The 23,018-nt window shown below is 66.6% G+C and carries 21 protein-coding genes; 14 read left to right on the top strand and 7 right to left on the bottom strand.

Going from position 1 to position 23,018, the window contains the following annotated elements:
• Positions 1 to 165: 165 nt before the first annotated feature.
• From rpsM to SI859A1_RS10220, 14 genes are all read left to right on the top strand, one after another.
• Positions 166 to 534 (top strand): 30S ribosomal protein S13, encoded by a 369-nt coding sequence (gene rpsM, locus SI859A1_RS10280; protein ID WP_009209714.1) that lies wholly within the window; start codon positions 166 to 168, stop codon positions 532 to 534.
• A gap of 104 nt (positions 535 to 638) precedes the next feature.
• The gene (gene rpsK / locus SI859A1_RS10275) at positions 639 to 1,028 is read left to right on the top strand and encodes a 30S ribosomal protein S11 (protein ID WP_009209713.1); all 390 of its coding nucleotides are present in this window, start codon (positions 639 to 641) and stop codon (positions 1,026 to 1,028) included.
• A gap of 116 nt (positions 1,029 to 1,144) precedes the next feature.
• Positions 1,145 to 2,173 (top strand): DNA-directed RNA polymerase subunit alpha, encoded by a 1,029-nt coding sequence (locus SI859A1_RS10270; RefSeq protein WP_009209712.1) that lies wholly within the window; start codon positions 1,145 to 1,147, stop codon positions 2,171 to 2,173.
• 148 nt (positions 2,174 to 2,321) lie between these two features.
• Entirely contained in the window at positions 2,322 to 2,744 is a 423-nt protein-coding gene (gene rplQ, locus SI859A1_RS10265) for a 50S ribosomal protein L17 (protein ID WP_009209711.1), read from the top strand.
• A gap of 151 nt (positions 2,745 to 2,895) precedes the next feature.
• Complete coding sequence (locus SI859A1_RS10260) at positions 2,896 to 3,930, top strand: NAD-dependent epimerase/dehydratase family protein (protein ID WP_009209710.1); 1,035 nt, start codon at positions 2,896 to 2,898, stop codon at positions 3,928 to 3,930.
• Positions 3,931 to 4,208: 278 nt separating this feature from the next.
• The gene (locus tag SI859A1_RS22295; RefSeq protein WP_276324895.1) at positions 4,209 to 4,337 is read left to right on the top strand and encodes a hypothetical protein; all 129 of its coding nucleotides are present in this window, start codon (positions 4,209 to 4,211) and stop codon (positions 4,335 to 4,337) included.
• Positions 4,338 to 4,528: 191 nt separating this feature from the next.
• Positions 4,529 to 6,085, top strand: coding sequence for a DegQ family serine endoprotease (locus SI859A1_RS10255; protein WP_420804752.1), 1,557 nt, complete (start codon positions 4,529 to 4,531; stop codon positions 6,083 to 6,085).
• Between the two features lies 1 nt (position 6,086).
• Positions 6,087 to 7,445: a replication-associated recombination protein A gene (locus SI859A1_RS10250; protein ID WP_009209708.1), complete on the top strand. Its 1,359-nt coding sequence runs from the start codon at positions 6,087 to 6,089 to the stop codon at positions 7,443 to 7,445.
• Positions 7,446 to 7,591: 146 nt separating this feature from the next.
• The gene (locus tag SI859A1_RS10245) at positions 7,592 to 9,208 is read left to right on the top strand and encodes a BCCT family transporter (protein ID WP_040325672.1); all 1,617 of its coding nucleotides are present in this window, start codon (positions 7,592 to 7,594) and stop codon (positions 9,206 to 9,208) included.
• A gap of 134 nt (positions 9,209 to 9,342) precedes the next feature.
• On the top strand, positions 9,343 to 9,720 hold the full coding sequence (crcB, locus tag SI859A1_RS10240; RefSeq protein ID WP_009209706.1) for a fluoride efflux transporter CrcB: 378 nt from the start codon (positions 9,343 to 9,345) through the stop codon (positions 9,718 to 9,720).
• Positions 9,721 to 9,757: 37 nt separating this feature from the next.
• The gene (locus SI859A1_RS10235) at positions 9,758 to 10,744 is read left to right on the top strand and encodes an RluA family pseudouridine synthase (protein WP_009209705.1); all 987 of its coding nucleotides are present in this window, start codon (positions 9,758 to 9,760) and stop codon (positions 10,742 to 10,744) included.
• Positions 10,744 to 11,451 (top strand): HAD-IA family hydrolase, encoded by a 708-nt coding sequence (locus SI859A1_RS10230; RefSeq protein ID WP_009209704.1) that lies wholly within the window; start codon positions 10,744 to 10,746, stop codon positions 11,449 to 11,451. Before SI859A1_RS10235 ends, SI859A1_RS10230 begins: the two co-directional genes overlap by 1 nt.
• Positions 11,452 to 11,545: 94 nt before the next feature.
• Positions 11,546 to 12,268, top strand: a complete 723-nt coding sequence (locus SI859A1_RS10225; protein ID WP_009209703.1) for an ATP12 family chaperone protein — start codon at positions 11,546 to 11,548, stop codon at positions 12,266 to 12,268.
• A gap of 103 nt (positions 12,269 to 12,371) precedes the next feature.
• Positions 12,372 to 13,904 (top strand): acyl-CoA carboxylase subunit beta, encoded by a 1,533-nt coding sequence (locus tag SI859A1_RS10220; protein ID WP_009209702.1) that lies wholly within the window; start codon positions 12,372 to 12,374, stop codon positions 13,902 to 13,904.
• Positions 13,905 to 13,962: 58 nt separating this feature from the next.
• Here SI859A1_RS10220 and SI859A1_RS10215 read toward each other — a convergent pair whose 3' ends face one another.
• The 7 genes from SI859A1_RS10215 to topA form a co-directional block, all read right to left on the bottom strand.
• Positions 13,963 to 14,970, bottom strand: coding sequence for a hypothetical protein (locus SI859A1_RS10215; protein WP_040325671.1), 1,008 nt, complete (start codon positions 14,968 to 14,970; stop codon positions 13,963 to 13,965).
• A 144-nt stretch (positions 14,971 to 15,114) separates the two neighbouring features.
• A complete protein-coding gene (gene rpmG / locus SI859A1_RS10210) occupies positions 15,115 to 15,282 on the bottom strand; it encodes a 50S ribosomal protein L33 (protein WP_024351709.1) in 168 nt (55 codons plus the stop codon).
• 186 nt (positions 15,283 to 15,468) lie between these two features.
• A complete protein-coding gene (locus SI859A1_RS10205; RefSeq protein ID WP_009209700.1) occupies positions 15,469 to 16,668 on the bottom strand; it encodes an MFS transporter in 1,200 nt (399 codons plus the stop codon).
• A 19-nt stretch (positions 16,669 to 16,687) separates the two neighbouring features.
• The gene (locus SI859A1_RS10200; RefSeq protein ID WP_009209699.1) at positions 16,688 to 17,446 is read right to left on the bottom strand and encodes an NUDIX hydrolase; all 759 of its coding nucleotides are present in this window, start codon (positions 17,444 to 17,446) and stop codon (positions 16,688 to 16,690) included.
• Positions 17,443 to 17,880 (bottom strand): DUF983 domain-containing protein, encoded by a 438-nt coding sequence (locus SI859A1_RS10195; protein ID WP_009209698.1) that lies wholly within the window; start codon positions 17,878 to 17,880, stop codon positions 17,443 to 17,445. Before SI859A1_RS10195 ends, SI859A1_RS10200 begins: the two co-directional genes overlap by 4 nt.
• Positions 17,877 to 20,144 (bottom strand): ribonuclease R, encoded by a 2,268-nt coding sequence (gene rnr, locus SI859A1_RS10190; RefSeq protein WP_009209697.1) that lies wholly within the window; start codon positions 20,142 to 20,144, stop codon positions 17,877 to 17,879. Before rnr ends, SI859A1_RS10195 begins: the two co-directional genes overlap by 4 nt.
• 3 nt (positions 20,145 to 20,147) lie before the next feature.
• Positions 20,148 to 22,919: a type I DNA topoisomerase gene (gene topA / locus SI859A1_RS10185; protein ID WP_009209696.1), complete on the bottom strand. Its 2,772-nt coding sequence runs from the start codon at positions 22,917 to 22,919 to the stop codon at positions 20,148 to 20,150.
• Between the last annotated feature and the right edge of the window lie 99 nt (positions 22,920 to 23,018).

The raw sequence follows: 23,018 nt of genomic DNA, 5'->3' as shown, positions 1-23,018 counted from the left end.
GGTTGACTTGTCAAGCCCCGCTGATCTATAGCCTGCGCTATTCGCGAATCCTTAGCGATCGGCGCATGTCTTCATTCGGAGTCCTGCATCGGTCGCTTTCGGCTGCAGGGCCCCGCATCTTGTGTATGGCGGGCCCAGAGCCCATCTAATTCTAGGAGTATGGTTGTGGCCCGTATCGCTGGCGTCAACATCCCGACCAACAAGCGCGTCGTCATCGCGCTGCAGTACATCCATGGTATCGGCGCTGCCCATGCCAAGGACATCGTCAAGAAGGTCAATCTCGGCGACGAGCGCCGCGTCAACGACCTGACCGACGCTGAAGTCCTGCAGATCCGCGAGATCATCGACCGCGACTACCGCGTCGAGGGCGACCTGCGTCGCGAGACCGCAATGAACGTGAAGCGTCTGATGGACCTCGGCTGCTACCGCGGCCTGCGTCATCGTCGCAGCCTTCCGGTTCGCGGTCAGCGCACGCACACCAATGCCCGCACCCGCAAGGGTCCGGCCAAGGCGATCGCCGGCAAGAAGAAGTAACACGGGTCCTTTCGGAACCGTTTCATACGATGCGGCGCGTCCTCGGGCGCGCCGTGGTGTAGCTGCCGGAATTACGGCGGTGTCGATATCAACAGGACAGTTTAATGGCTAAAGAAGCACAGCGCGTTCGCCGTCGCGAGCGCAAGAACATCACGTCGGGCGTCGCCCATGTGAGCTCGACCTTCAACAACACGCTGATCACCATCACCGATGCGCAGGGCAACTCGATTGCCTGGTCATCGGCTGGCGCGCAGGGTTTCAAGGGGTCGCGCAAGTCGACGCCGTTCGCCGCGCAGGTCGCTGCCGAGGACGCCGCCAAGAAGGCGCAGGAACACGGCATGAAGACCCTCGAGGTCGAAGTCCGCGGTCCGGGTTCGGGTCGTGAGTCGGCGCTGCGCGCGCTGCAGGCTGCCGGTTTCACGATCACCTCGATCCGTGATGTCACGCCGATCCCGCACAACGGCGTGCGCCCCCGCAAGAAGCGCCGCGTCTGATGCTTTTCGCCGCGTTCGTCTGAGCGCGGTGTGCAGCCGACAGGAAGGGTTCCGCCTTCCGCACTCAGACCTATCGCCACGATTGGATGGTGGCGAGGAAACTGAAAGGCATCCGCATGATTGCTAGCAATTGGCAAGATCTTACCAAGCCGAACCAGGTGGTGTTCAAGAATGGCGGAAGCCGTTCGAAGGCGTCCCTGACGGCCGAGCCGCTGGAGCGCGGCTTCGGTCTGACGCTCGGCAACGCGCTGCGTCGCGTTCTTCTGTCGTCGCTCCAGGGTGCCGCCATTACGGCCATCCAGATCGACGGCGTTCTGCACGAGTTCTCCTCGATCCCGGGCGTCCGTGAAGACGTCACGGACATCGTCCTGAACGTCAAGGAAATCAACATCGGCATGCAGGGCGAAGGCCCGAAGCGGATGGTGGTGCGCAAGCAGGGCCCGGGCATCGTCCGCGCCGGCGACATCCAGACGGTCGGTGACATCGAGGTCCTGAACCCCGAGCATGAGATCTGCACCCTCGACGAGGGCGCCGAGATCCGCATGGAGTTCACGGTCAACACCGGCAAGGGCTACGTCCCGGCCGACCAGAACCGCGCCGAGGATGCGCCGATCGGGCTGATCCCGGTCGATTCGCTGTTCTCGCCGGTCAAGAAGGTGTCCTACAAGGTCGAGGCGACCCGCGAGGGTCAGGACCTGAACAAGGACAAGCTGACCATGCAGATCGAGACCGATGGCTCGATCAGCGGCGAGGACGCCGTGGCCTATGCCGCGCGCATCCTGCAGGACCAGCTTTCGGTCTTCGTGAACTTCGAGGAGCCGCAGCGCGACCAGCGCGCGCCGGCCGGTGCCGAGGAACAGATGGCCGAACTGGCCTTCAACCCGGCGCTGCTCAAGAAGGTCGACGAGCTCGAGCTCTCCGTGCGTTCGGCGAACTGCCTGAAGAACGACAACATCGTCTATATCGGTGATCTGATTCAGAAGACCGAGGCGGAGATGCTGCGTACGCCGAATTTCGGCCGCAAGTCGCTCAACGAGATCAAGGAAGTTCTCGCGTCCATGGGGCTGCATCTCGGCATGGAAGTGTCGGATTGGCCGCCGGAGAACATCGACGATCTGGCCAAGCGCTACGAAGACCAGTACTAGAACGAGACTGCCTCCCGCCGGCGCCCGCGCCGGCGGGAGGATTTCAATCATTCAAAGGAACGGCGGCCTGTCCCGAGAACGGGGCAGGGACGCAAAGATCCCGACTTCCGGCGCAATGACGCCGGCTTATTTGACTTGAGGAAATCCCATGCGCCACGCAAAACGCGGTCGTAAGCTTAATCGTACCGCCAGCCACCGTAAGGCGATGTTCGCCAACATGGTCGCTTCGCTCATCCTGCACGAGCAGATCGTGACCACCCTGCCGAAGGCCAAGGAACTGCGCCCGATTGTCGAGAAGATGATCACGCTGGGCAAGCGCGGCGATCTGCATGCGCGTCGCCAGGCGATCTCGCAGGTCCGCGACCCTTCGGTCATCGGCAAGCTGTTCGACACGCTGGCTCCGCGTTACGCCGAGCGCAACGGCGGCTACACCCGCGTCCTGAAGGCCGGCTTCCGTCGCGGCGACAACGCCCCGCTGGCCGTCATCGAATTCGTCGACCGTGACCCGGAAGCCCGTGGCGCCATCGATCGCGAGCGCGTCGAGGCCGAAGGCGAGCTCGACGCAGCCTGATCGAGCCGATCATCGGAACGAACGAACGAGGGGCCCGCGTGGCCCCTTTTTCATGTCCGCTCCATAGCACGCTATCTGCCGGACGGTGATCGGCTGACCAGCACGGAGTCGTGCGGGGCCAGACAGCACGACACTAACGAGGATCGAGGCGATGGCGCGGGATCGGGTGCTGCTCACCGGCTTATCGGGCTTCATTGCGGGCCATGTGGCGCTGCGTCTGCTCCAGGCCGGCTATGATGTGCGCGGGACGGTGCGGGGGCTCGACAAGGCAGATGCCGTTCGTGGCCTGCTTGCTGCCGCCGGTGCCAATATCGATCGGCTGTCCCTGTTCGCTGCCGACCTCACCGGTGACGCCGGCTGGACGGAGGCGGCCGCAGGCTGCCGCTATGTGCTGCACACCGCATCGCCATTCCCCGCAAGCCCGCCACGCGACCGACATGCGCTGGTGCCGGCCGCCGTGGACGGCACCCTGCGGGTGATCGCCGCTGCTAAGCGTGCCGGTGTCGAGCGGATCGTCCTGACGTCGTCGGCCGCGGCGATCTATTCGGCCCATCCTCCGCGTGCTGGCGAGCGCTACGGGGAGACCGACTGGTCGGACACGAAAAGCCCCGAGATCTCCGGCTACGCCCTGTCGAAGTCCCTGGCCGAACGCGCGGCCTGGGATGCGGCGCGCCACACGGGGCTTGAGCTCGTCGCGATCAATCCGGCGCTGGTTCTCGGCCCGCTGCTGGGGGTGGGCGCGGCGGGAGGCGAGGGCGCGTCGGCCGCGCTGGTCCGTGCCGTGATGGAGGGGCGCATGCCCGTCGTCCCCGATCTCGCCTTTGCGCTGGCGGACGTCCGCGACGTCGCCGACGCGCATCTGGCGGCGATGACGACGCCGTCAGCGTCCGGACGTCGCATAGCCCTGTCCAGCGGCACGCTGAGCCTCATCGAGATCGGCCGGGTGGTGGGCGAAGCCTGCCCGGGCGAGGCACGCCGCTTGCCGCGTTGGACATTGCCCGATCGCGTCGTGCGGCTTGCCGCGATCCTGTCGCCGCAGGCACGCGCCGCCGTGCCCGAACTCGGTCGTCGCAAATCGCTCGACACCACGCCGGCGCGCGACATCCTCGGTCTGTCGGCGCGGTCGCCGGAAAACGCTGTCGCCGCGATGGCGCAGAGCATCGCGCAGCGCGTGCGGACCGCTTGAGACGGTTGCGCATGGGCCGCTCCAGCTTCAGCTGCTACGCATTTCGCGTATTCGGTGAGTGTGATGCAAATGCCATGGCGAGGGCCGTCGGGGCGTGGCATAGGCGGGGTCTCGGGGGAGCCGGCAGAAATTTCGTTCAAAACGAGGCAACCTTTTGGCGGCCGAACGCTTTTGCCCTCAAGAACGGGACGCAGCCACGCAAAAGTGGCGACATTTACGCGGATGAAACAACTTCTATGAAAAATGCGGACATCATGAACACCACGGGCCGGCTCTCCATGCGACGCACTTTTCTGACCCTCCTGTGTGCCATGGCGGCATTTGGCGTCCTGACCGCCAGCTACGCGACGGCCGACCTGCCTGACGAGGCGGTTGCGACCAGCACCCAGACGGCGGTCGCAGACTAGGCGACGCCGGCCACACAGATCGGGATGACGAGGAAGGGGCCGCAGCGGCCCCTTTTTCGCGTCCGCGGTCTGGTCTATGCGAAAGCAGGCCGCCGTCGCGCGGCGTTTGACCTTTCGCAGGGCAGCATCCGGTTTTTGGCGTCCGTTCAGGGGCCTGTCCGATGTTGCCGAGCCACCACGGCGGACCGGATATGCAGATGAAACTGATTCTCGCGGGTCTTCTGATTGGCGCCGGGGTGCTGGCAGCCCCCTATCTCGACATCTTCGACGGTGCCGATCCGAAGCCGTCCCTGGAGCAGGATACGGCGAGCAGCGCGACGCCGGGCGATGGTTTCGTTCCCCTCGATGACGGCAAAACGGTCGTCGCCGAGGCCGAGACGGCCCCGGCCGGGCAGCCGGTGCCGTCGTCTCCCGTCGGCGAGGCCGGTGCCCGCGTGCCGGAGAGCCAGGCGCAGATCCAGCTCTCCTTCGCGCCGCTGGTGAAGCGGACCGCGCCTGCGGTGGTCAATGTCTATGCCGCGCGAGCCGTCCCGGCGCAGCGCTCGCCCTTCGCCGGCGATCCCTTCTTCGGTCAGTTCTTCGGCCAGCCGCGCAATCGCCAGCCGCGGATGGAATCGTCCCTCGGCTCCGGCGTCATCGTCGACGCGTCGGGCCTCGTGGTGACCAACAACCATGTCGTGGCCGACGCGGACGAGGTGAAGATCGGCTTTGCCGACGGGCGAGAGTTCAAAACCGAGGTCCTGCTCAAGGACGACAGCGTCGATCTGGCGGTGCTGAAGATCGAGGGTGAGGGGCCGTTTCCGACCCTGCCGATTGCCGATTCGGACCGGTTGCAGATCGGCGATCTGGTGCTGGCGATCGGCAATCCCTTCGGCATTGGCCAGACGGTGACCAGCGGGATCGTCTCGGCGCTCGCCAGAACCCATATCGGCGTCGACGATTTCGGCTTCTTCATCCAGACCGACGCGGCGATCAATCCCGGCAATTCCGGCGGTGCGCTGATCGGCATGTCGGGCGAACTGGTCGGGGTGAACACCGCCATCTTCTCGCGCTCGGGCGGCTCAAACGGCGTCGGCTTCGCCATTCCCGCCAACATGGTCGCAAGCTTCGTCCGTTCGGCCAAGGCCGGGGGCCGCTTCGAGCGCCCCTTCGTCGGGGCCAGCTTCGTGCCGGTGACCGCCGATATCGCCGAGGCGGTGGGGCTCGACCGTCCGTCGGGGACCCTCGTCCGGGGCATCATGCCCGGTGGTCCCGCCGAAGCCGCGGGCCTTGCGGTCGGCGACGTGATCCTGGCGGTGGATGGCCTCGAGATCGGCGGCGCCGATGCCCTGGGCTACCGGCTGGCGACGGCCGGGATCGGCAAGACCGTAAGTCTGACGGTGCTGCGCGGCGACGAGCGCCGCACGCTGGAGCTGCCTCTGCAGCCGGCGCCGGAGATACCGCCACGCGACACCCGCACCATCGACGGGCAGAATCCGTTCGCCGGTGCCACCGTCCTCAATCTGTCGCCGCGCGTGGCGGAGGAGTTCGACATGCCGCTCGAAAAGACTGGGGTACTCGTGGCGGAGGTGGCGCGCGGCTCGCTCGCGCAGCGTTTCGGGCTGCGGCCGGGGGATATCGTCCTCGCCGTCAACGGCGAGCCGGTGACGACCACGAGTGAACTGGAGGCGGCAGCCATCGACAGCAATCGCGGCTGGAGCTTCGAGATCGACCGGAACGGACGCCGCCTGGCGCGGCGGGTGCGCTGACATGGCGGATCTCTTCGGCGACGGTGGCGGCGCTCCGAGCGAGCGGCCGCGGCCATCCGCAACGGCGGTGGACGATCGGAACGATCGCTCCCGGCCGCTGGCCGACCGGCTGCGGCCGCGGCAGCTCGGCGAGGTCGTCGGCCAGGAACATCTGACGGGCGAGGGCGGGGTCCTGTCGCGCATGCTCGAGGCGACGAGCCTCGGTTCGATGATCTTCTGGGGCCCACCGGGCACCGGCAAGACCACCGTGGCGCGGCTGCTCGCCCATGAGGTGGATTACGCCTTCGAGCAGATCTCGGCGATCTTCTCCGGCGTCGCCGATCTGAAGAAGATGTTCGAGACGGCGCGGCTGCGCCGGTCCAATGGCAGGCGCACGCTGCTCTTCGTCGACGAGATCCACCGCTTCAACCGCGCTCAGCAGGATTCCTTCCTCCCGGTCATGGAGGACGGCACCGTCGTCCTCGTCGGCGCGACGACCGAGAACCCGTCCTTCGAGCTCAACGCCGCTCTCCTGTCGCGCGCACGGGTTTTGACCTTCAAGCCGCACGGCTCGGCCAGCCTCGTGAAGCTGCTGGAGCGGGCCGAGGCGACCGAGGGTATGGCATTGCCGCTCAACGAGCAGGCGCGGGCGGTGCTGCTGCGCATGGCGGATGGCGACGGCCGTGCCGCGCTGACGCTGGCCGAGGAGGTCTGGCGCGCCAGCCGCAAAGGCGAAATCTTCGACGCGGCGGGCCTGCAGGAGATCGTCCAGCGGCGCGCGCCGGTCTACGACAAGGGCCAGGACGGCCACTACAATCTGATCTCCGCGCTGCACAAGTCGGTGCGCGGCTCGGACCCGGACGCCGCCCTCTACTGGCTGTGTCGCATGCTTGACGCAGGGGAGAACCCCCTGTATCTCGGCCGCCGTCTGGTGCGCATGGCTTCCGAGGATATCGGACTGGCCGATCCCCGCGCGCTGGGCATTGCGCTCGCCGCCAAGGACGCCTTCGACTATCTCGGATCGCCGGAAGGCGAACTCGCGCTGGCCGAGGCGACCGTCTATCTGGCGAGTGCACCGAAATCCAACGCCGTCTATACCGCCTACAAGGCGGCCATGCGCGCGGCGAAGGAACACGGCTCGCTGCTGCCGCCGAAACACATTCTCAACGCCCCAACTGCGCTGATGCGCGACGAGGGCTACGGCTCCGGATACGCCTATGACCACGACGCGCCCGACGCGTTTTCCGGTCAGGACTATTTTCCAGACGAGATGGACCGGCAGCAATTCTACCGGCCGACCGATCGTGGAGCAGAGATCCCGATCGGCGACCGGCTTCAAAATTGGGCGAAACTTCGCCGCAATCGTGACCGCAGGGGTTGATACTTTTCCGGCGACGCCAAGTAACCAGCACCGGTGAGAATATCGCCGGCGTGTCCGCGTGCCCGATCTGTGGCAATATGGCGGCTTGATCGTCCGGGCTTCGTTTGATGCCCCGAATTTCCATAATCGTGCAAAGCGAGGTTCAGATGTCTCTCGAACCGGGCCAATTGGCCGAACATTCAATAACCGATTACGAGGTCGGCCAAGACAACTTGCAACGGTTCGGGCTGGATATTCATAATCCGGTTTTTCCGATTTCCGCCGGCGTCATCATCGCCTTCGTCACCTTTACCCTGCTGTTCCCGACGCTCGCCGACGGGTTCTTCGGCTGGCTGCGTCCAGCGATCACCAACACCTTTGACTGGCTGTTCATCATCGCCGGCAACGTCTTCGTGTTGTTCTGCCTGTTCCTGATCGTTTCGCCCTACGGCAGCATCCGGCTGGGCGGCAAGGAAGCCCGGCCGGATTACGGCTATTTCGGCTGGTTCGCCATGCTGTTCGCCGCCGGCATGGGCATCGGCCTGATGTTCTACGGCGTGTCCGAGCCGATCACCCATTTCACCAGCGCCATGGAAGGCGGCTCCGCCGCACCGCTCGGTGGCGCGCCCGGCGACATCGAGGCGGCACGCCGTCTTGGCATGGCCGCGACGATCTATCACTGGGCGCTGCATCCGTGGGCGATCTATGCCGTGGTGGCGCTGGCGCTGGCCTTCTTCAGCTATAATCTCGGCCTGCCGCTGACCATCCGCTCCGCTTTCTATCCGCTGCTCGGTGAGAAGACCTGGGGCTGGCCCGGCCATCTGATCGACATCCTGGCGGTCTTCGCCACGCTGTTCGGTCTGGCGACCTCGCTCGGCTTCGGCGCGGAGCAGGCGGTGTCCGGTCTCAACTTCCTGTTCGGCGTGCCGGATTCGCTTCTGTCCAAGATCGTGCTGATCTGCCTGATCACTGCCGTCGCCCTGGTGTCGGTCGTGGCTGGTCTCGACGGTGGCGTGAAGCGGTTGTCCGAGCTGAACATGGTTCTGGCGCTCGTGCTGATGCTGTTCATCTTCGCGGTCGGCCCGACGATGGACCTGATCTACGGCTTCTACGGCAACTCGGTCGCCTATCTGCGCGAAGTGATCCCGCTGTCGAACCCGTTCGGTCGGACCGATGACGGCTATCGCACCGGCTGGACCACCTTCTACTGGGCCTGGTGGATCAGCTGGTCGCCCTTCGTCGGCATGTTCATCGCCCGCGTCTCGCGCGGTCGCACGGTGCGCGAGTTCATCACCTGCGTGCTGCTCATCCCGACCGTCGTCTCGGTCATCTGGATGACGATCTTCGGCGGCACCGCGCTGACCGAAACGATCGCCGGCTACACCGGGATCGTGGAAGCCGACCTGTCGGTGAAGCTGTTCGCGATGCTCGGCGAGTTGCCTTTGTCCTCGATCAGCTCGTTCATCGGCATCATCCTGGTGATCGTGTTCTTCGTCACTTCGTCGGATTCAGGCTCGCTGGTGATCGACACGATCACCGCAGGCGGCAAGATCGATGCGCCGGTGCCCCAGCGCATCTTCTGGGCGACCTTCGAAGGTCTGGTGGCGATCACCCTGCTGATCGGCGGTGGTCTGGCCGCCCTCCAGGGCGCGGCGATCACGACGGGCTTCCCGTTCGCGATCCTGCTGCTCGTCCTGTGCTGGTCGACCTTCAAGGGCCTGCATGCCGAGCGCAAGCAGCCGTTCCAGCAGCATGCGAAGGCCGAGGCGCGCGCCGCCGAATAGGCGCCCGCTCAGCAACCAAATGACACGGCGGGGTCGGCAACGGCCCCGCCGTTTTGCATTGGGGAGCGGTGAGGGCGGGGACCGTCGCATCCTTCCTGCTTACGCCGCGCCGCGGCTTCGGTTAGAAGGCGGCCATGTGGCATGTTCTTCTCGTCGCCGCCGGGGGCGCCCTCGGCGCCTCGCTTCGGCATCTGTCCGGCCTCGCCGCCATGCGCCTGTTCGGCGCCGGCTTTCCGTGGGGCACGGTGTTCGTGAACGTCGTGGGCTCGTTCCTGATGGGGCTGTTCATCGAGCTGGCGGCCCGCCGCTTCGGAGCGTCGCAGGAAGTCCGCCTGTTTGTCGCCACCGGATGCCTGGGCGGCTTCACCACCTTCTCGACCTTTTCGCTCGATGCGATCGTGCTGGCCGAGCGCGGATCCCACACGCTGGCCGCGATCTACGTGATCGGGTCGGTGGTTGTGGGGATCGCGGCGTTGTTTGCCGGTCTCGCCCTCGCGCGCGGGCTCGCCTGATGCTATCTGCACCAGTTCAAGCGGAAGGCATGAGATAATGGCGTCGGTCGAACAAAGACGGATCGAGGATGACGAGGCAGGATTGCGCCTCGATCGTTGGTTCAAGCTGCACTATCCGGGACTGGGCTTCGGCCACCTGCAGAAGCTGCTGCGCTCTGGTCAGGTGCGCGTCGACGGCGGTCGCGCCAAGACCGATACCCGCGTGCAGCCCGGGCAAATGGTCCGCATTCCGCCGATGAGCGGCGATGCGGGGCGCCCGAAGATCGGGCCGCTGACGGCCAACACGATGCGCGACAAGCACGATGACGAAGTGCTGTCGCAGATGCTGATCTACGAGGACGAAAAGGTCTTCGTCTTCAACAAGCCGGCAGGACTGGCCGTGCAGGGCGGCTCCGGCCTGAACCGGCATGTCGACAAGATGCTGGAGGCCTGGCGCAGCCGCAAGGGCGAGAAGCCCCGGCTGGTCCACCGCCTCGACCGCGACACCTCCGGCGTGCTGGTCGTGGCCCGGACCCGCGGCGCGGCGACCGCGCTGACCAAGGCGTTCCGCGAGCGCGACACCAAGAAGACCTACTGGGCGATCCTCAAGGGGGTTCCGGTGCCCCATGAAGGCCGCATCTCGACCTTCCTCGTCAAGGAACAGACGCCGGACGGCGACCGCATGCGGACCGCCAAGCATGGGGAGGAGGGCGCCGACCATGCGCTCACCCATTACCGGGTCATCGAGAATTTGGCGCAGAACTTCTCCTGGGTGGAGATGGAGCCCTATACCGGCCGGACCCACCAGCTGCGCGTCCACGCGCTGCATATCGGCAACCCGATCCTGGGCGACCCGAAATATTTCGAGCACGACACCAACTGGGAGTTTCCGGGCGGCGTCCAGAAGCGGCTGCACCTGCACGCGCGGCGCATCGTCATTCCGCATCCGAGCGGCGGTTTCATCGACCAGATCGCCCCGCTGCCGCCGCACATGATCCAGACCTTCAATCTGTTCGGCTTCGACGAAACGGCGATGAACGACTGATGAAGGCCGTACTGTTCGACTGCGACGGCACGATCGCCGATTCCTGCGGGGTTATCTGCGCCACGATGCGCCTGGCCTTCGAGGCGCACGGCCTGCCGGCGCCCGAGGACGCCGCGACGCGGGGCATTATCGGCCTGTCCCTCGATGAGGCGATCCGGCGGCTGCATCCCGTCGCTGAGCCGGCGCTCGTCGCGACCCTCGTCGACGGTTACCGGCAGGCCTTCCGCATCCAGCGCGCCGATCCCGATTTCCGCGAGCATCTGTTTCCGGGCATGAAGGCGCTGGTCCAGGATCTGGCGGCGCGCGACGACGTGTTCGTCGGGCTGGTGACAGGCAAGTCGCGCCGTGGCGTCGCCTCGATCTGCGAGGCCCATGGCCTGACCGACGCCTTCCTTGCGGTCCGCACGGCAGATGACTGCCCGTCCAAGCCGCATCCGGCGATGGTCGAGGAATGCTGCACGGTCTTCGGTGTCGCGCCGCGCGATGCGCTGGTTGTCGGCGATTCGATCTTCGACATGGAGATGGCCCGGGCCGCGGGCGCCGCGGCTCTGGGAGTTGCCTGGGGCACGCACGAGCCGGCGCCGCTGCTTGCCTCCGGCGCCTATGCCGTGGCCGAAACCGTGACCGGGTTGGTCGAGACCGTCGATCGCTGGCTGGCGGACCCGATCATCCAGCCCGTCCTGCGGCAAGCCGCACCGGCGCTGTAAGGCAGGGCTCGGCGAAGCCGGCAGACGACAATGGCATGGGGATGCGTCACGGGCGAGAACGCCCCGTGTACGGCACGCAAGATGAGAGACACGGATGACGCAGGACAAGGCGAAGGCTGAACTGCCGAAACGCTTCTACAGCGAGGTAACGCTGGCGCCGACCGACGACGGTTTCGCGGTCCTCCTCGATGGCCGGCCGGTGAAGACGCCCGGCCGACGGCCGCTCGCGGTCCCCATGCAGAGGGCCGCCGAGGTGGTCGCCGCCGAATGGGGCGCCCAGCGCGAGCGCATCGATCCGGCGACCATGCCGATGACCCGGCTGGTCAACACCGTGGTCGAGGCGATCGCCGACGATCCGATCCCGGTGCGCGACGATCTCGCCCGCTATATCGAAACCGATCTCCTGTTCTATCGCGCCGGCACCCCGGAGCGGCTGGTGGCGCGCCAGCAGGAACTCTGGGACCCGGTGCTCGACTGGGCACGGGACAGCTTCGGAGCCCGGTATCTTCTGACCGAGGGCGTCATGCATGTCGCCCAGCCGCCCGCCGCGATCGCCGCCTTTAAGGAGCGGCTCGCCGGCATCGACGATCCCTTCAAGGTCGCGGCCATGCACCAGGCGACGACCCTGACCGGGTCTGCGCTGCTGGCGCTCGCCCTCGCCGAAGGGCAGCTGTCGGCCGAGGACGTGTGGCTGCGGGCCCATGTCGACGAGGACTGGAACATCGAACAATGGGGCGCCGACGATGAGGCGAGCGCCCGCCGCGAACTGCGCTGGCAGGAAATGCAGGTCGCGGCCGTCCTTCTGGGCAACGAATAAGCCGGTCGCCGCTCGACCCGGGCGGCGGCACTGCTATGGTCTGCCCGCAAGGCAGAACGGTCTCAAGGACCGCGTAGAGACGCAACAGGTGAGGAAACAGGCAATGCGCGACATGCTGTCGGAACTCGAGGCGCGGCGCGAGAAGGCCCGCGAAGGCGGCGGCACGAAGCGGATCGAGGCCCAGCACGCCAAGGGCAAGCTGACCGCCCGCGAGCGGCTGACGGTGTTTCTCGACGAGGGCTCCTTCGAGGAGTTCGACATGTTCGTCCAGCACCGGGCGACCGATTTCGGCATGGACCAGCAGCATTATCCCGGCGACGGCGTCGTCACCGGCTGGGGCACCGTCAACGGCCGCACCGTCTTCGTCTTCGCCAAGGACTTCACCGTGCTGGGCGGCTCCCTGTCGGAAGCCCATGCCGAGAAGGTGCAGAAGGTCCAGGATCTCGCCCTTCGCAACCGCGCCCCGATCATTGGGTTCTACGACGCCGGCGGTGCACGCATACAGGAGGGCGTCGCGGCGCTCGGCGGCTATGCCGAAATTTTCCAGCGCAACGTGCTGGCCTCCGGCGTCATCCCGCAGATTTCGGTGATCATGGGCCCCTGCGCGGGCGGCGACGTCTATTCGCCGGCGATGACCGACTTCATCTTCATGGTCCGCGACACCTCCTACATGTTCGTCACCGGTCCCGACGTGGTGAAGACCGTGACCAACGAGACGGTGACGGCCGAGGAACTGGGCGGTGCCTCCATCCATACGGTGAAGTCGTCGATCGCCGACGGTGCCTATGACAACGACGTCGATGCGCTGCTGCAGATGCGCCGGCTGATCGACTTCCTGCCGGCCTCCAACACCTCGCCGGTGCCCGAGCTCGACTACAGCCAGTCGGTGACCGCCGAGGACGTGTCGCTGGACACGCTGATCCCGGACAACGCCAACAAGCCGTACGACATCAAGGAACTGATCCGGAAGACCGTCGACGAGGGCGATTTCTTCGAGATCCAGGCCGCCTTCGCAGGCAACATCGTCACCGGCTTCGGCCGCATCGAAGGCCGCACCGTCGGCATCGTCGCCAACCAGCCCATGGTGCTGGCCGGCGTTCTCGATTCCGACGCCTCGCGCAAGGCCGCGCGCTTCGTGCGCTTCTGCGACTGCTTCTCGATCCCCGTGGTCACCTTCGTCGACGTGCCGGGCTTCCTGCCGGGGACCGCGCAGGAATATGGCGGCCTGATCAAGCACGGCGCCAAGCTGCTCTTTGCCTATGCCGAGGCGACCGTGCCCAAGGTGACGGTGATCACCCGCAAGGCCTTCGGCGGCGCCTACGACGTCATGGCGTCGAAGCATCTGCGCGGCGACATCAACTATGCCTGGCCGACGGCGCAGATCGCCGTGATGGGCGCCAAGGGCGCGTCCGAGATCATCCACCGCAAGGACGCCAAGGATCCCGAGAAGCTGGCGGCCCACACCAAAGCCTACGAAGAGCGCTTCCTGTCGCCCTTCGTCGCTGCCGAGCGAGGCTATGTGGACGAGGTGATCATGCCGCATTCGACCCGCCGCCGGGTCTCGCGGGCGCTCGCGATGCTACGCAACAAGGATCTCGAAAACCCTTGGAAGAAGCACGACAACATCCCGCTGTAAGGGGAACTGAGGGCAGGGCGACGGCCGGGAGCGATCGCATTGCCTGAGACCATGCCGATCAATGCTGGGCCCATTCGGCAATGGCGGCGCCCATCGCCGGGTGCATCAGATAGCCGTAGAGATCGTGCGGGTTGGAGACGAGGGCGCCGGTCGCCGCATCGGCGTAGTGCCAGCAATTGTAGATCTTGCGGTCGCTGATCTGCCCGACGAAGCCGGCGCGCATCATGGCGCCGAAGGTGGACCGCATCCGCTCGACATGGGCGATGTAGTCGTCCTCGGCGTGGATGTTGCGCCATTGCCGGATCTGTCGTGGAAACTCCTCGTTCGCCCGTGCCCATCCGCCCAGCAGATTGCGCCGTACGCCCGGTTCGCCCAGCGGGCAGCCACAGGTGATCCAGCGCGCGACATGGCCGCCACGCGCCCGCAGCGGCTCGTATTCGCTCATGTAGGACAGCTTCCACAACACGTCCCAGGCGACGATGCAGCCCATGCTGTGGGTCAGGAGGCAGATGTCGTCGCGCGCCTCCATCGCCGGGAGAAGCACCGACTGCAGCCGGCTGCGGATCGCCGAGGAGACGATCTGCGAGGTGAGATAGGCCGACAGATCCGGCAGGGCGCTCGAGATCAGCCGGTCGTTCAGGAAGCCGAAGGTGAAGAGCTGGCCGAACAGGCTGGCGATGTCCGCCGCCTCGTCGAGCAGCCGCCAGTCCTCAGCCTCGGCCAGTACGGCGCGATAGGTCGTCCGGTTGAAGCGACGCAGCGCTGAGGTGAGGGCGTAGCCTGCCTCGATCAGGTCAAAGGGCAGGGCGGGCCGGAACGCATAACGCGGATCGTTGGTCGCGGCGAGGATGGCGCGCTTGGCAGGATCGGCCGCGGCGATCTCGTTGTTGATGTCGCCGTAATAGATAAAGGACAGCTTGAGGTCGCCGGCTTCGAGATCGCTCAACGCGATCCCGGCATCGGCCCGTCGCAACCCCTCGCGAAGGGCCGTCTCGACCATCGCCGCCATCAGGCTGCCGGCTGGTTTCACCGAGCGCCCGTGAACCAGAATCAGATGCTTCGCCATGTCCGGGCTCCGCACGCATCTGCCGCACGGTCACGGTACTCTGGGTTGTGCCCGCGCACAACTGCTGCCCTGACGACGAAAAGCGCCGCCCCGTTGCCGGAGCGGCGCCCGATTCGTCCGTGGCAGGCAGATGCCTGCCGGAGCTTACTTGATCTTGGCTTCGCGGAACTCGACGTGCTTCCGCGCGACCGGGTCGTACTTGGTCTTGACCATCTTCTCCGTCATCGTGCGGCTGTTCTTGCGCGCGACGTAGAAGAAGCCGGTGTCGGCGGTCGAGAGGAGCTTGATCTTGATCGTGGTTGCCTTGGCCATGGCCCTATCCGTTCGCTGATGCGTGCCGCGTCTCGATCCGACCGGCCCTGTGCCGTTCGTCCAGATGACGGCGGAAACCCAAATTGTTCGATTCGCGAAAAGCCGCTGCAGCGGTAGCACGCGACGATGCGCCGGCGCAGGGCGTCGGCGAATTCGAGCCGGACCATAGCCATGACGGCAGCCAAGTCAAGACCGGTCGCGGGCCCAGACCATGCGGGCGACGGTCAGAGCCAGATAAAGCCCGAAGAACAGCGCCAGAGCCCAGGCAAATCCGTTGTAGCCGAAGAGATCCATCGAAGAACCGATGGTCTGCGGACCGACCAGCATGCCGGCCGAATAGCAGAACACGAAGGCGGCGTTGGCGGCGGCAAGATCGGCGCCCCCGAGTCGCGAGCCGAGATGGGCGAGGCCGACCGTGTAGAGCCCGGCCACGACGCCGCCCCACAGGAACAGGAGGCTCGCCATCAGCCACCAGTCGGTGCCCAGGAGCGGCAGGCAGAGTGTGCCGACCAGTCCGACCGCCGCGAACAGGGTCAGGAGCGAACGCCGGTCGCGGACCCGGTCGGAAATCAGTCCGATCGGGATCTGCATCAGGACATTGCCGAGGCCGATGGCGATAAGCAATTGCGCCGCCGCTGCCTCGGTGTAGCCGAGCCGCTCGCCATAGATCGGGAAGAGGGCGAATCCCCCGGCTTCGACCGCGCCGAAGATCAGCACCGCGCCGGTGGCCGTCGGAACCGACACAATATGGCGCCAGAACGCCCCGTGACGCCGCTCGCCCAGCGCCGGCTGGCGGTCCCAGGCGAACAGCAGCGGGATCGCCGAGGCGAAGATGACGCCCGAGCCGATCGCGAAGGGCAGGAAGCCCTGGGAGCCCACCACCGAGAAGATGTAGGGGCCGAGCGCAAAGCCGAGCGACAGGACGGTCGCATAGATGCCGAGAATGAAGCCGCGGCGGCTCGGCGGCGCGGCCGCGTTGATCCAGAACTCCGACAGGACGAACAGCGCGGTGATGGCGAAGTGGAAGACCAGTCGCAGCGGGAACCACGTCCAGAAGGCGGTGAAATAGTAGAAGCCGAGGGCCGAGACGCCGGACAGGACGATCGCGATCAGCATCGACAGCCGCACGCCGAGGACGCGCGCAATGGGCGTGACGAGCGGCGCGGCCAGCAGCGAGGCGACGCCCGCGACGGCCGTATTGGCGCCGATCATCGTGGTGGAGATGCCACGGCTTTCGAGGATGACGCTGAGCAGCGGCAGGCCAAGACCGAGCGCGATGCCGACGGCGCTGATCGAGGCGATGGCGGCACCGGCAGCAACCCAGTCGACGCGTTCGATCCCGGCTTCCGCTTCGGCCACGATGTCGTCGGCGGTTTGCCTGTCCATCGGTCACCGCCCCGTTGCGTCAGAGCGATTCGCGTACGAACTGGCCGCGAATGGCCCGGTAGAACGGCATCGGCCGCGCCGGGTCGCGCCAGGTCCCGTCGGCGATGCGGGCCTTCAGATCACTGACGATGCGCAGGGTGATCGGCGCCAGCGACAGCTCCTGAAGCGCGTTCAGATCGACCCAGGCAAGCTCCTCCAGCTCGTCCGTCGGCAATTCGTCGAGGGCAAGCTGATGGCCGATCGCATCGGCGGCAACGCAGAAGAAGCGGGTATCGTAGCGCCGCGGGGGACCGGGGGGCGTGATCGCCCGCGCAATGGGCACCAGCATCTCCGGGGCGGGGCGGATGCCGCGTGCGCCGAAGACGCTCCAGTGCTCGCCCTTGCCGGCGAAGCTGCCGGGCGCGCCGATCATGGCGCCGGCCTCCTCGAAGGTTTCCCGGATCGCGGCGAGTGCGGTCGCGGTGGCCCGCCGGCGGTCGTAGCGGGCCGGGGGACCGGCACAGAGCCGCTCGAAAGCGGGGTCGGACAGGGCGAAGTCTCGGGCCATCGCCAGATCTGACGGATCGACCCGACCGCCCGGAAAGACGTAGCGTCCCGGCATGAAGACATGCTTCGTGGAGCGCCGTCCCATCAGGACACGGGCCGTGCCGTCGCTGTCGTCGACGATGAGCAGCGTCCCGGCGTCGCGGATCGCCTTCGCCGCCGGCAGTCCGCTCGGCCGGGCGAGCCGCGCCCGTTCGGCGTTCAGTGTGGCGAGCGGATCACCGGCCTCGCTCACCCGACGCGATCCGCCTCATCCTCGGTGCCGAAGCCGCCGAGGCGCAACGACCATTGCAGGCCGATGGTGGCGCCCTTCAGAGGCTGCAGGAGCGCCAGGGAGAGCACCAGCGTGACCGGAACCCACATCGCCAGATGCGTCCACATCGAGAGTTCGTAGGAGGCTTCCACACCCATGAAGAGCGCGACCACGATATGCCCGACTATGAAGATCGTCAGATAGGGCGGCAGGTCGTCGGCGCGGTGATGGTGGATCTCCTGGCCGCATACGCTGCAGTCGTCGACGCTGCGCAGATAGCTGCGGAACAGCTTGCCTTCACCGCAATTGGGGCAGCGGCAACGGAAGCCGTTGACGAGCGCCGGCCAGAGCGGGCGATCGCCTTCGGCGCTGTTGGCACGGGCCTCGGCATCTGCGTGCATGGTCACACTGTTCATCGTTTCTTCCTGACCTTCCCGGCGACGTTCTTCTCGCGGCGGCCGAAGCGCTGCTTGCGTCCGGTCTTGTGGAACGAGCCCGCCTCGCGCGGCAGCTTGCGCGGCTCGCTGAGCATCTCGAACTGCATCGAGCCGGCCAGCGGAATGGCTTCCTTTAGACGAATCTCGACTGTGTCGCCGAGGCGGTAGCCGTTGCCGCTGCGGTCGCCAACCAGCGAGCGTCCGACCTCGTCATAATGGAAGAACTCGTTCCCCAGTGTCGATATGGGAACGAAGCCGTCGGCGCCAAAGGCCGGAAGCGCGACGAAAAGCCCCGCTTTTGTCACGCCGGCTATGCGTCCCTCGAAATCGTCGCCGATCCGGTCGGCCAGATGGTGGGCGATCAGCCGGTCGACGGTATCGCGTTCGGCCGCCATGGCCCGGCGTTCGGCGCGCGAGATCTCCTCCGCGGTCGCCTGCAGGTTTTCCTCGTCCTCGCGGCTGAGCCCGCCTTCGCCGAGATCGAAGGCGGTGACCAGCGCCCGATGGACGATGAGGTCGGCATAGCGGCGGATCGGCGAGGTGAAATGCGCGTAGCGGTCGAGGTTCAGGCCGAAATGACCGATATTGTCCGGCGAGTAGACTGCCTGCGACTGGGAACGGAGCACGACCTCGTTGACGAGGCTCTCGTGCTCGCTGGCCTTCACCTGGCTGAGGATGCCGTTGAAGTGCGAGGGGCGCAGCGTTCCGCTCTTGGCCAGCGAAATCTCCAGGGTGCGCAGGAACTCGCGCAGGGATTCCAGCTTGGCCAGGGACGGGGCGTCATGGGCGCGGTAGATCAGCGCCTGCCGCTTGGATTCGAGGCTTTCGGCCGCCGCGACATTGGCGAGGATCATGAACTCCTCGATCAGCCGGTGGGCGTCGAGGCGGGCCGGAACGACGACTTTCTCCACCCGGCCGTCGGGGCCGAGCTTGAGCTTGCGCTCGGGCAAATCGAGGTCAAGCGGCTGGCGGCGTTCGCGCGCCGAGCGGGCCAGCGCGTAGGCCGCCCAGAGCGGCTTCAGCATCGTTTCGGTGACATGCGCGTCGACGTCGCCGGTCGCCCCGTCGATGGCCGCCTGCGCAGCCTCGTAGGCGATCTTGGCGTGGCTGCGCATCATCACGCGATGGAAGCTGTGACGCCGCTTCTCGCCATCGGCGCCGAGGACCATCCGCACGGCGAGCGCCGGCCGGTCGACATTGTCACGCAGCGAGCAGAGGTCGTTGGAAATGCGCTCGGGCAGCATCGGCACGACCCGGTCGGGGAAGTAGACCGAATTGCCGCGCAGCCGGGCCTCGGAATCGAGCTTGGTGCCGGGGCGGACGTAGTAGGAGACGTCGGCGATGGCGACGGTTACCACCATGCCGCCGGGATTGGCCGGGTCGTCGTCAGGCACGGCATGCACCGCGTCGTCGTGATCCTTGGCGTCGGCGGGGTCAATAGTGACCAGCGGCAGGGACCGCCAGTCCTCGCGATGATCCATGCTGGCCGGGCCGGCGGCCTCGGCCTCGCTCAGCACCGCCTTCGGGAAGACATGCGGAATGGAATGGGCGTGCAGCGCGATGGTCGAGATCGCGCGCTCCGATTCCATCGAGCCGACGACATCGGTCACCGTGGCGAAGGGCAGGCCGAGACGCGCCCGCGGTCCCGGCTCGACAGCCACGAGGTCGCCGTCGCGCGCGCCGTTCTCGTCGCCGGGCTTGATGGCGTATTCCGGCTGCTTGCGCTCCACCGGTTCGACCCGGCCGCCGCCGCCGGGCCTGGCGCGGAACACGCCCAGGGCCGTCGTCTTGCGCTGCTCCAGAATGCGGATGATCCGGGCGAACCGGGTGCCGCCCTCGTCCTCCTCGATGCTGGCGAGGATGCGTTCGCCCAGGCCCGCCGCCGGGCCCTTGGCGCGATCCTGCCGCACGGCCAGACGTGGCCGCTCGCCATCGACCGCCTCGTCCCAGCTCACCGGTTCGGCAAGCAGGCCGCCATCGTCGTCGCGGCTGCGAATCTCCAGGACCGCCACCGGCGGCAGAACCCCCGGCGTCGAGAAGCGCTTGCGACTTCCCGCCAGAAGCCCCTCGGCCTGCAGATCGGCGAGGAGGTCCTTCAGCGCGACGCGGCCGTCGCCCTTGACCGCAAAGGCCTTGGCGATGTCGCGCTTGGAGGCGCGGCCGGGATTGTCCGCGATGAAGCGGAGCACCGCCTCGCGCGTGAGCTCGGGCGGTGCGTCGTTCCGGGACCGGCCTTTCGCCAAGGTCTACTCCTGATCCCAGGGCACCGAATCGTCGGCGGCCTGCGGTTCCGTGGTTGTCTTCGCCGCCGGCTTCCTGGCCGCGACAGCCTTCTTCGCGGGCGCTTTTTTGGCCGCTGGCTTCTTCACCGCTGCCTCGCCATCGGCATCGGCCTTCGCCGCCGTCTTCCTGGTCGCGGCCTTCTTGGCGGGCGCCTTCTTCGTGGCAGCCTTCTTGGCAGGCGCCTTCTTGGCATTCGGCGTCTTGCCGGTCTTCTCGACGCGCTCGTTGATCAGCTGGATCGCCTCTTCCAGCGTGACGCTGGCGGGATCCTTGGCCTTGGGCAGCGTCGCATTGACCTTGCCGACATTCACATAGGGCCCGAAGCGGCCGTCCCGAACGGTGATCTGGCCACCATATTCGGGATGCTCGCCGAGGGTCGCCAGCGCCGCGGGAGTGCCACGTCCGCGGCCGCCCTTTTCCTTCTTCTCCGCGATGACGGTGACGGCCCGGTTGAGGCCGACCTCGAACACGTCCTCGATGGTCTCGAGATTGGCGTACATGCCGTCATGGTTGAGGAACGGCCCGTAGCGCCCGAGACCGGCCAGGATCGGCTTGCCGCTTTCGGGATGCAGACCGACCTCGCGGGGCAGCGACAGGAGCCGCAGCGCCTTGTCGAGATCCATCTCGCTGGCCTGCCAGCCCTTGGGCAGGGACGAGCGCTTGGCTTCCTTGCCTTCGCCGCGCTGGACATAGGGGCCGAAACGGCCCGTACGCAGGGTGACCGGCTCGCCGGTCTCCGGATCGACGCCGAGATCCGACGGCCCCTCGTCCATGGCCGCGCCATCGCCCGACATGTTGGTGCCGAGCTGGCGGGTATAGCCGCAATCAGGATAGTTCGAGCAGCCGACGAAGGCGCCGAACTTGCCGAGCTTCAGCGACAGCTGGCCGTTGCCGCAGCGCGGACAGGCGCGCGGCTCGGTGCCGTCTTCCTTGGGCGGGAAGACCAGCGGTCCCAGTTCGACGTTCAGCGCGTCGAGAACGTTGGTGACCCGCAGTTCCTTGGTGCCGTCGACCTGCGCGGAGAAGTTCTGCCAGAACTCGCGCAGCACGTCCTTCCAGGCAAGCTGGCCGGCCGAGATCAAGTCAAGCTTCTCCTCCAGCGCCGCGGTGAAGTCGTACTCGACGTAGCGCTCGAAGAAATTGTGCAGGAACGCGGTGACGAGACGGCCCTTGGCGTCAGGCAGGAGCTTGCGCGCTTCCTGCACCACATAGCCGCGATCCTCCAGCGTCTGCAGCGTCGAGGCATAGGTCGAGGGCCGGCCGATGCCGAGCTCTTCCATCTTCTTGATCAGCGACGCCTCGGAATAGCGCGGCGGCGGCTCGGTGAAGTGTTGCGAGGCCTCGATGGCGCGCTTGGCCAGGTCCTCGTCGGCAAGGATTTCCGGCAGCCGTGCGCGGTCGTCATCCTCGTCGCCGGGATCGCTCGCCTTGCTGTCGTCGCGATGCTCGACATAGGCACCGATGAAGCCGTCGAACTTGATGACCTGCCCGGTGGCGCGCAGGGTCGCGGTCTCACCGCCATTGGTGGCGACGATCTCGGCCGTGGTGCGCTCGATCTCGGCGGAGGCCATCTGACTGGCGATGCAGCGCTTCCAGATCAGGTCGTAGAGCCGCGCCTGGTCCCGGTCGAGATAGCGCTCGACATCCTTGGGCGCGCGGCCGAACTCGGTCGGACGGATGGCCTCGTGGGCCTCCTGCGCGTTCTTGGCCTTGCTCGAATAATAGCGCGGCTTTTCCGGAACATAGCGCTCGCCGAAGCTGGCGCCGATCGACTTGCGCGCGTCGGCGATCGCCTCGGGCGCCATCTGCACGCCGTCGGTCCGCATATAGGTGATCAGACCGACGGTCTCGCCGCCGACATCGACGCCTTCATAAAGCCGCTGCGCGACCTGCATGGTGCGCGAGGCCGAGAAGCCGAGCTTGGCGGAGGCGGCCTGCTGCAGCGTCGAGGTGGTGAAGGGCGGGCCGGGATTGCGCTTGGTCGGCTTCGCCTGGACGCTGTCGACGCGGTAGGTCGCCCCGTCCAGCATGGCGCGGATCGTCTCGGCCTTGTCGCCGTTGCCGATCGACATCTTCTGCAGCTTGTCGCCGCCGAAGCCGGTGAGGCGGGCGCGGAAATCGTCGCCGCGCGGCGTCGCCAGCATCGCGGCGATCTGCCAGTACTCTTCCTTCTTGAAGCGCTCGATCTCGGCTTCGCGGTCGCAGACGAGGCGCAGCGCCACCGACTGGACGCGGCCCGCCGAGCGGGCGCCGGGCAGCTTGCGCCACAGCACCGGCGACAGGGTGAAGCCGACGAGATAGTCGAGAGCGCGGCGGGCGAGATAGGCGTCCACCAGCGGCTCGTCGATGGCGCGCGGATTGGCCATCGCGTCGAGCACGGCCTTCTTGGTGATGGCGTTGAACACAACGCGGCTGACCGGCTTGGTGCCGATCACCTTCTTCTGCCGCAGCACTTCCAGGACGTGCCAGGAAATCGCTTCGCCTTCGCGATCCGGATCGGTGGCTAGCACGAGGCCGTCGGCCTTCTTGACCGCCTGGGCGATCTCGCTGATTCGCTTCACGGACGGCTTGCCGACCTCCCAGCTCATCGCGAAGTCCTCGTCCGGGCGCACCGAGCCGTCCTTGGCCGGCAGGTCGCGGACGTGACCATAGGAGGCGATCACCTGGTAGTTGCCGCCGAGATACTTGTTGATCGTCTTCGCTTTGGCGGGCGATTCAACGATGACGACATCCATGACAAGGCAGTCCTGAGAGAAGAGAGATGCGACCCGGTGAGGTCGCCTGTGCGGCGGAGAATTCAGCGACGAACAGCGCGTCGACCGCACCGTCACATG

Origin of the sequence: Aurantimonas manganoxydans SI85-9A1 (genome assembly GCF_000153465.1) — a bacterium.
Classification (GTDB): Bacteria; Pseudomonadota; Alphaproteobacteria; order Rhizobiales; family Rhizobiaceae; genus Aurantimonas; species Aurantimonas manganoxydans.
The sequence above is the reverse complement of the archived record's forward strand: the minus strand, read 5'-3'. Positions and strand labels throughout refer to the sequence as shown.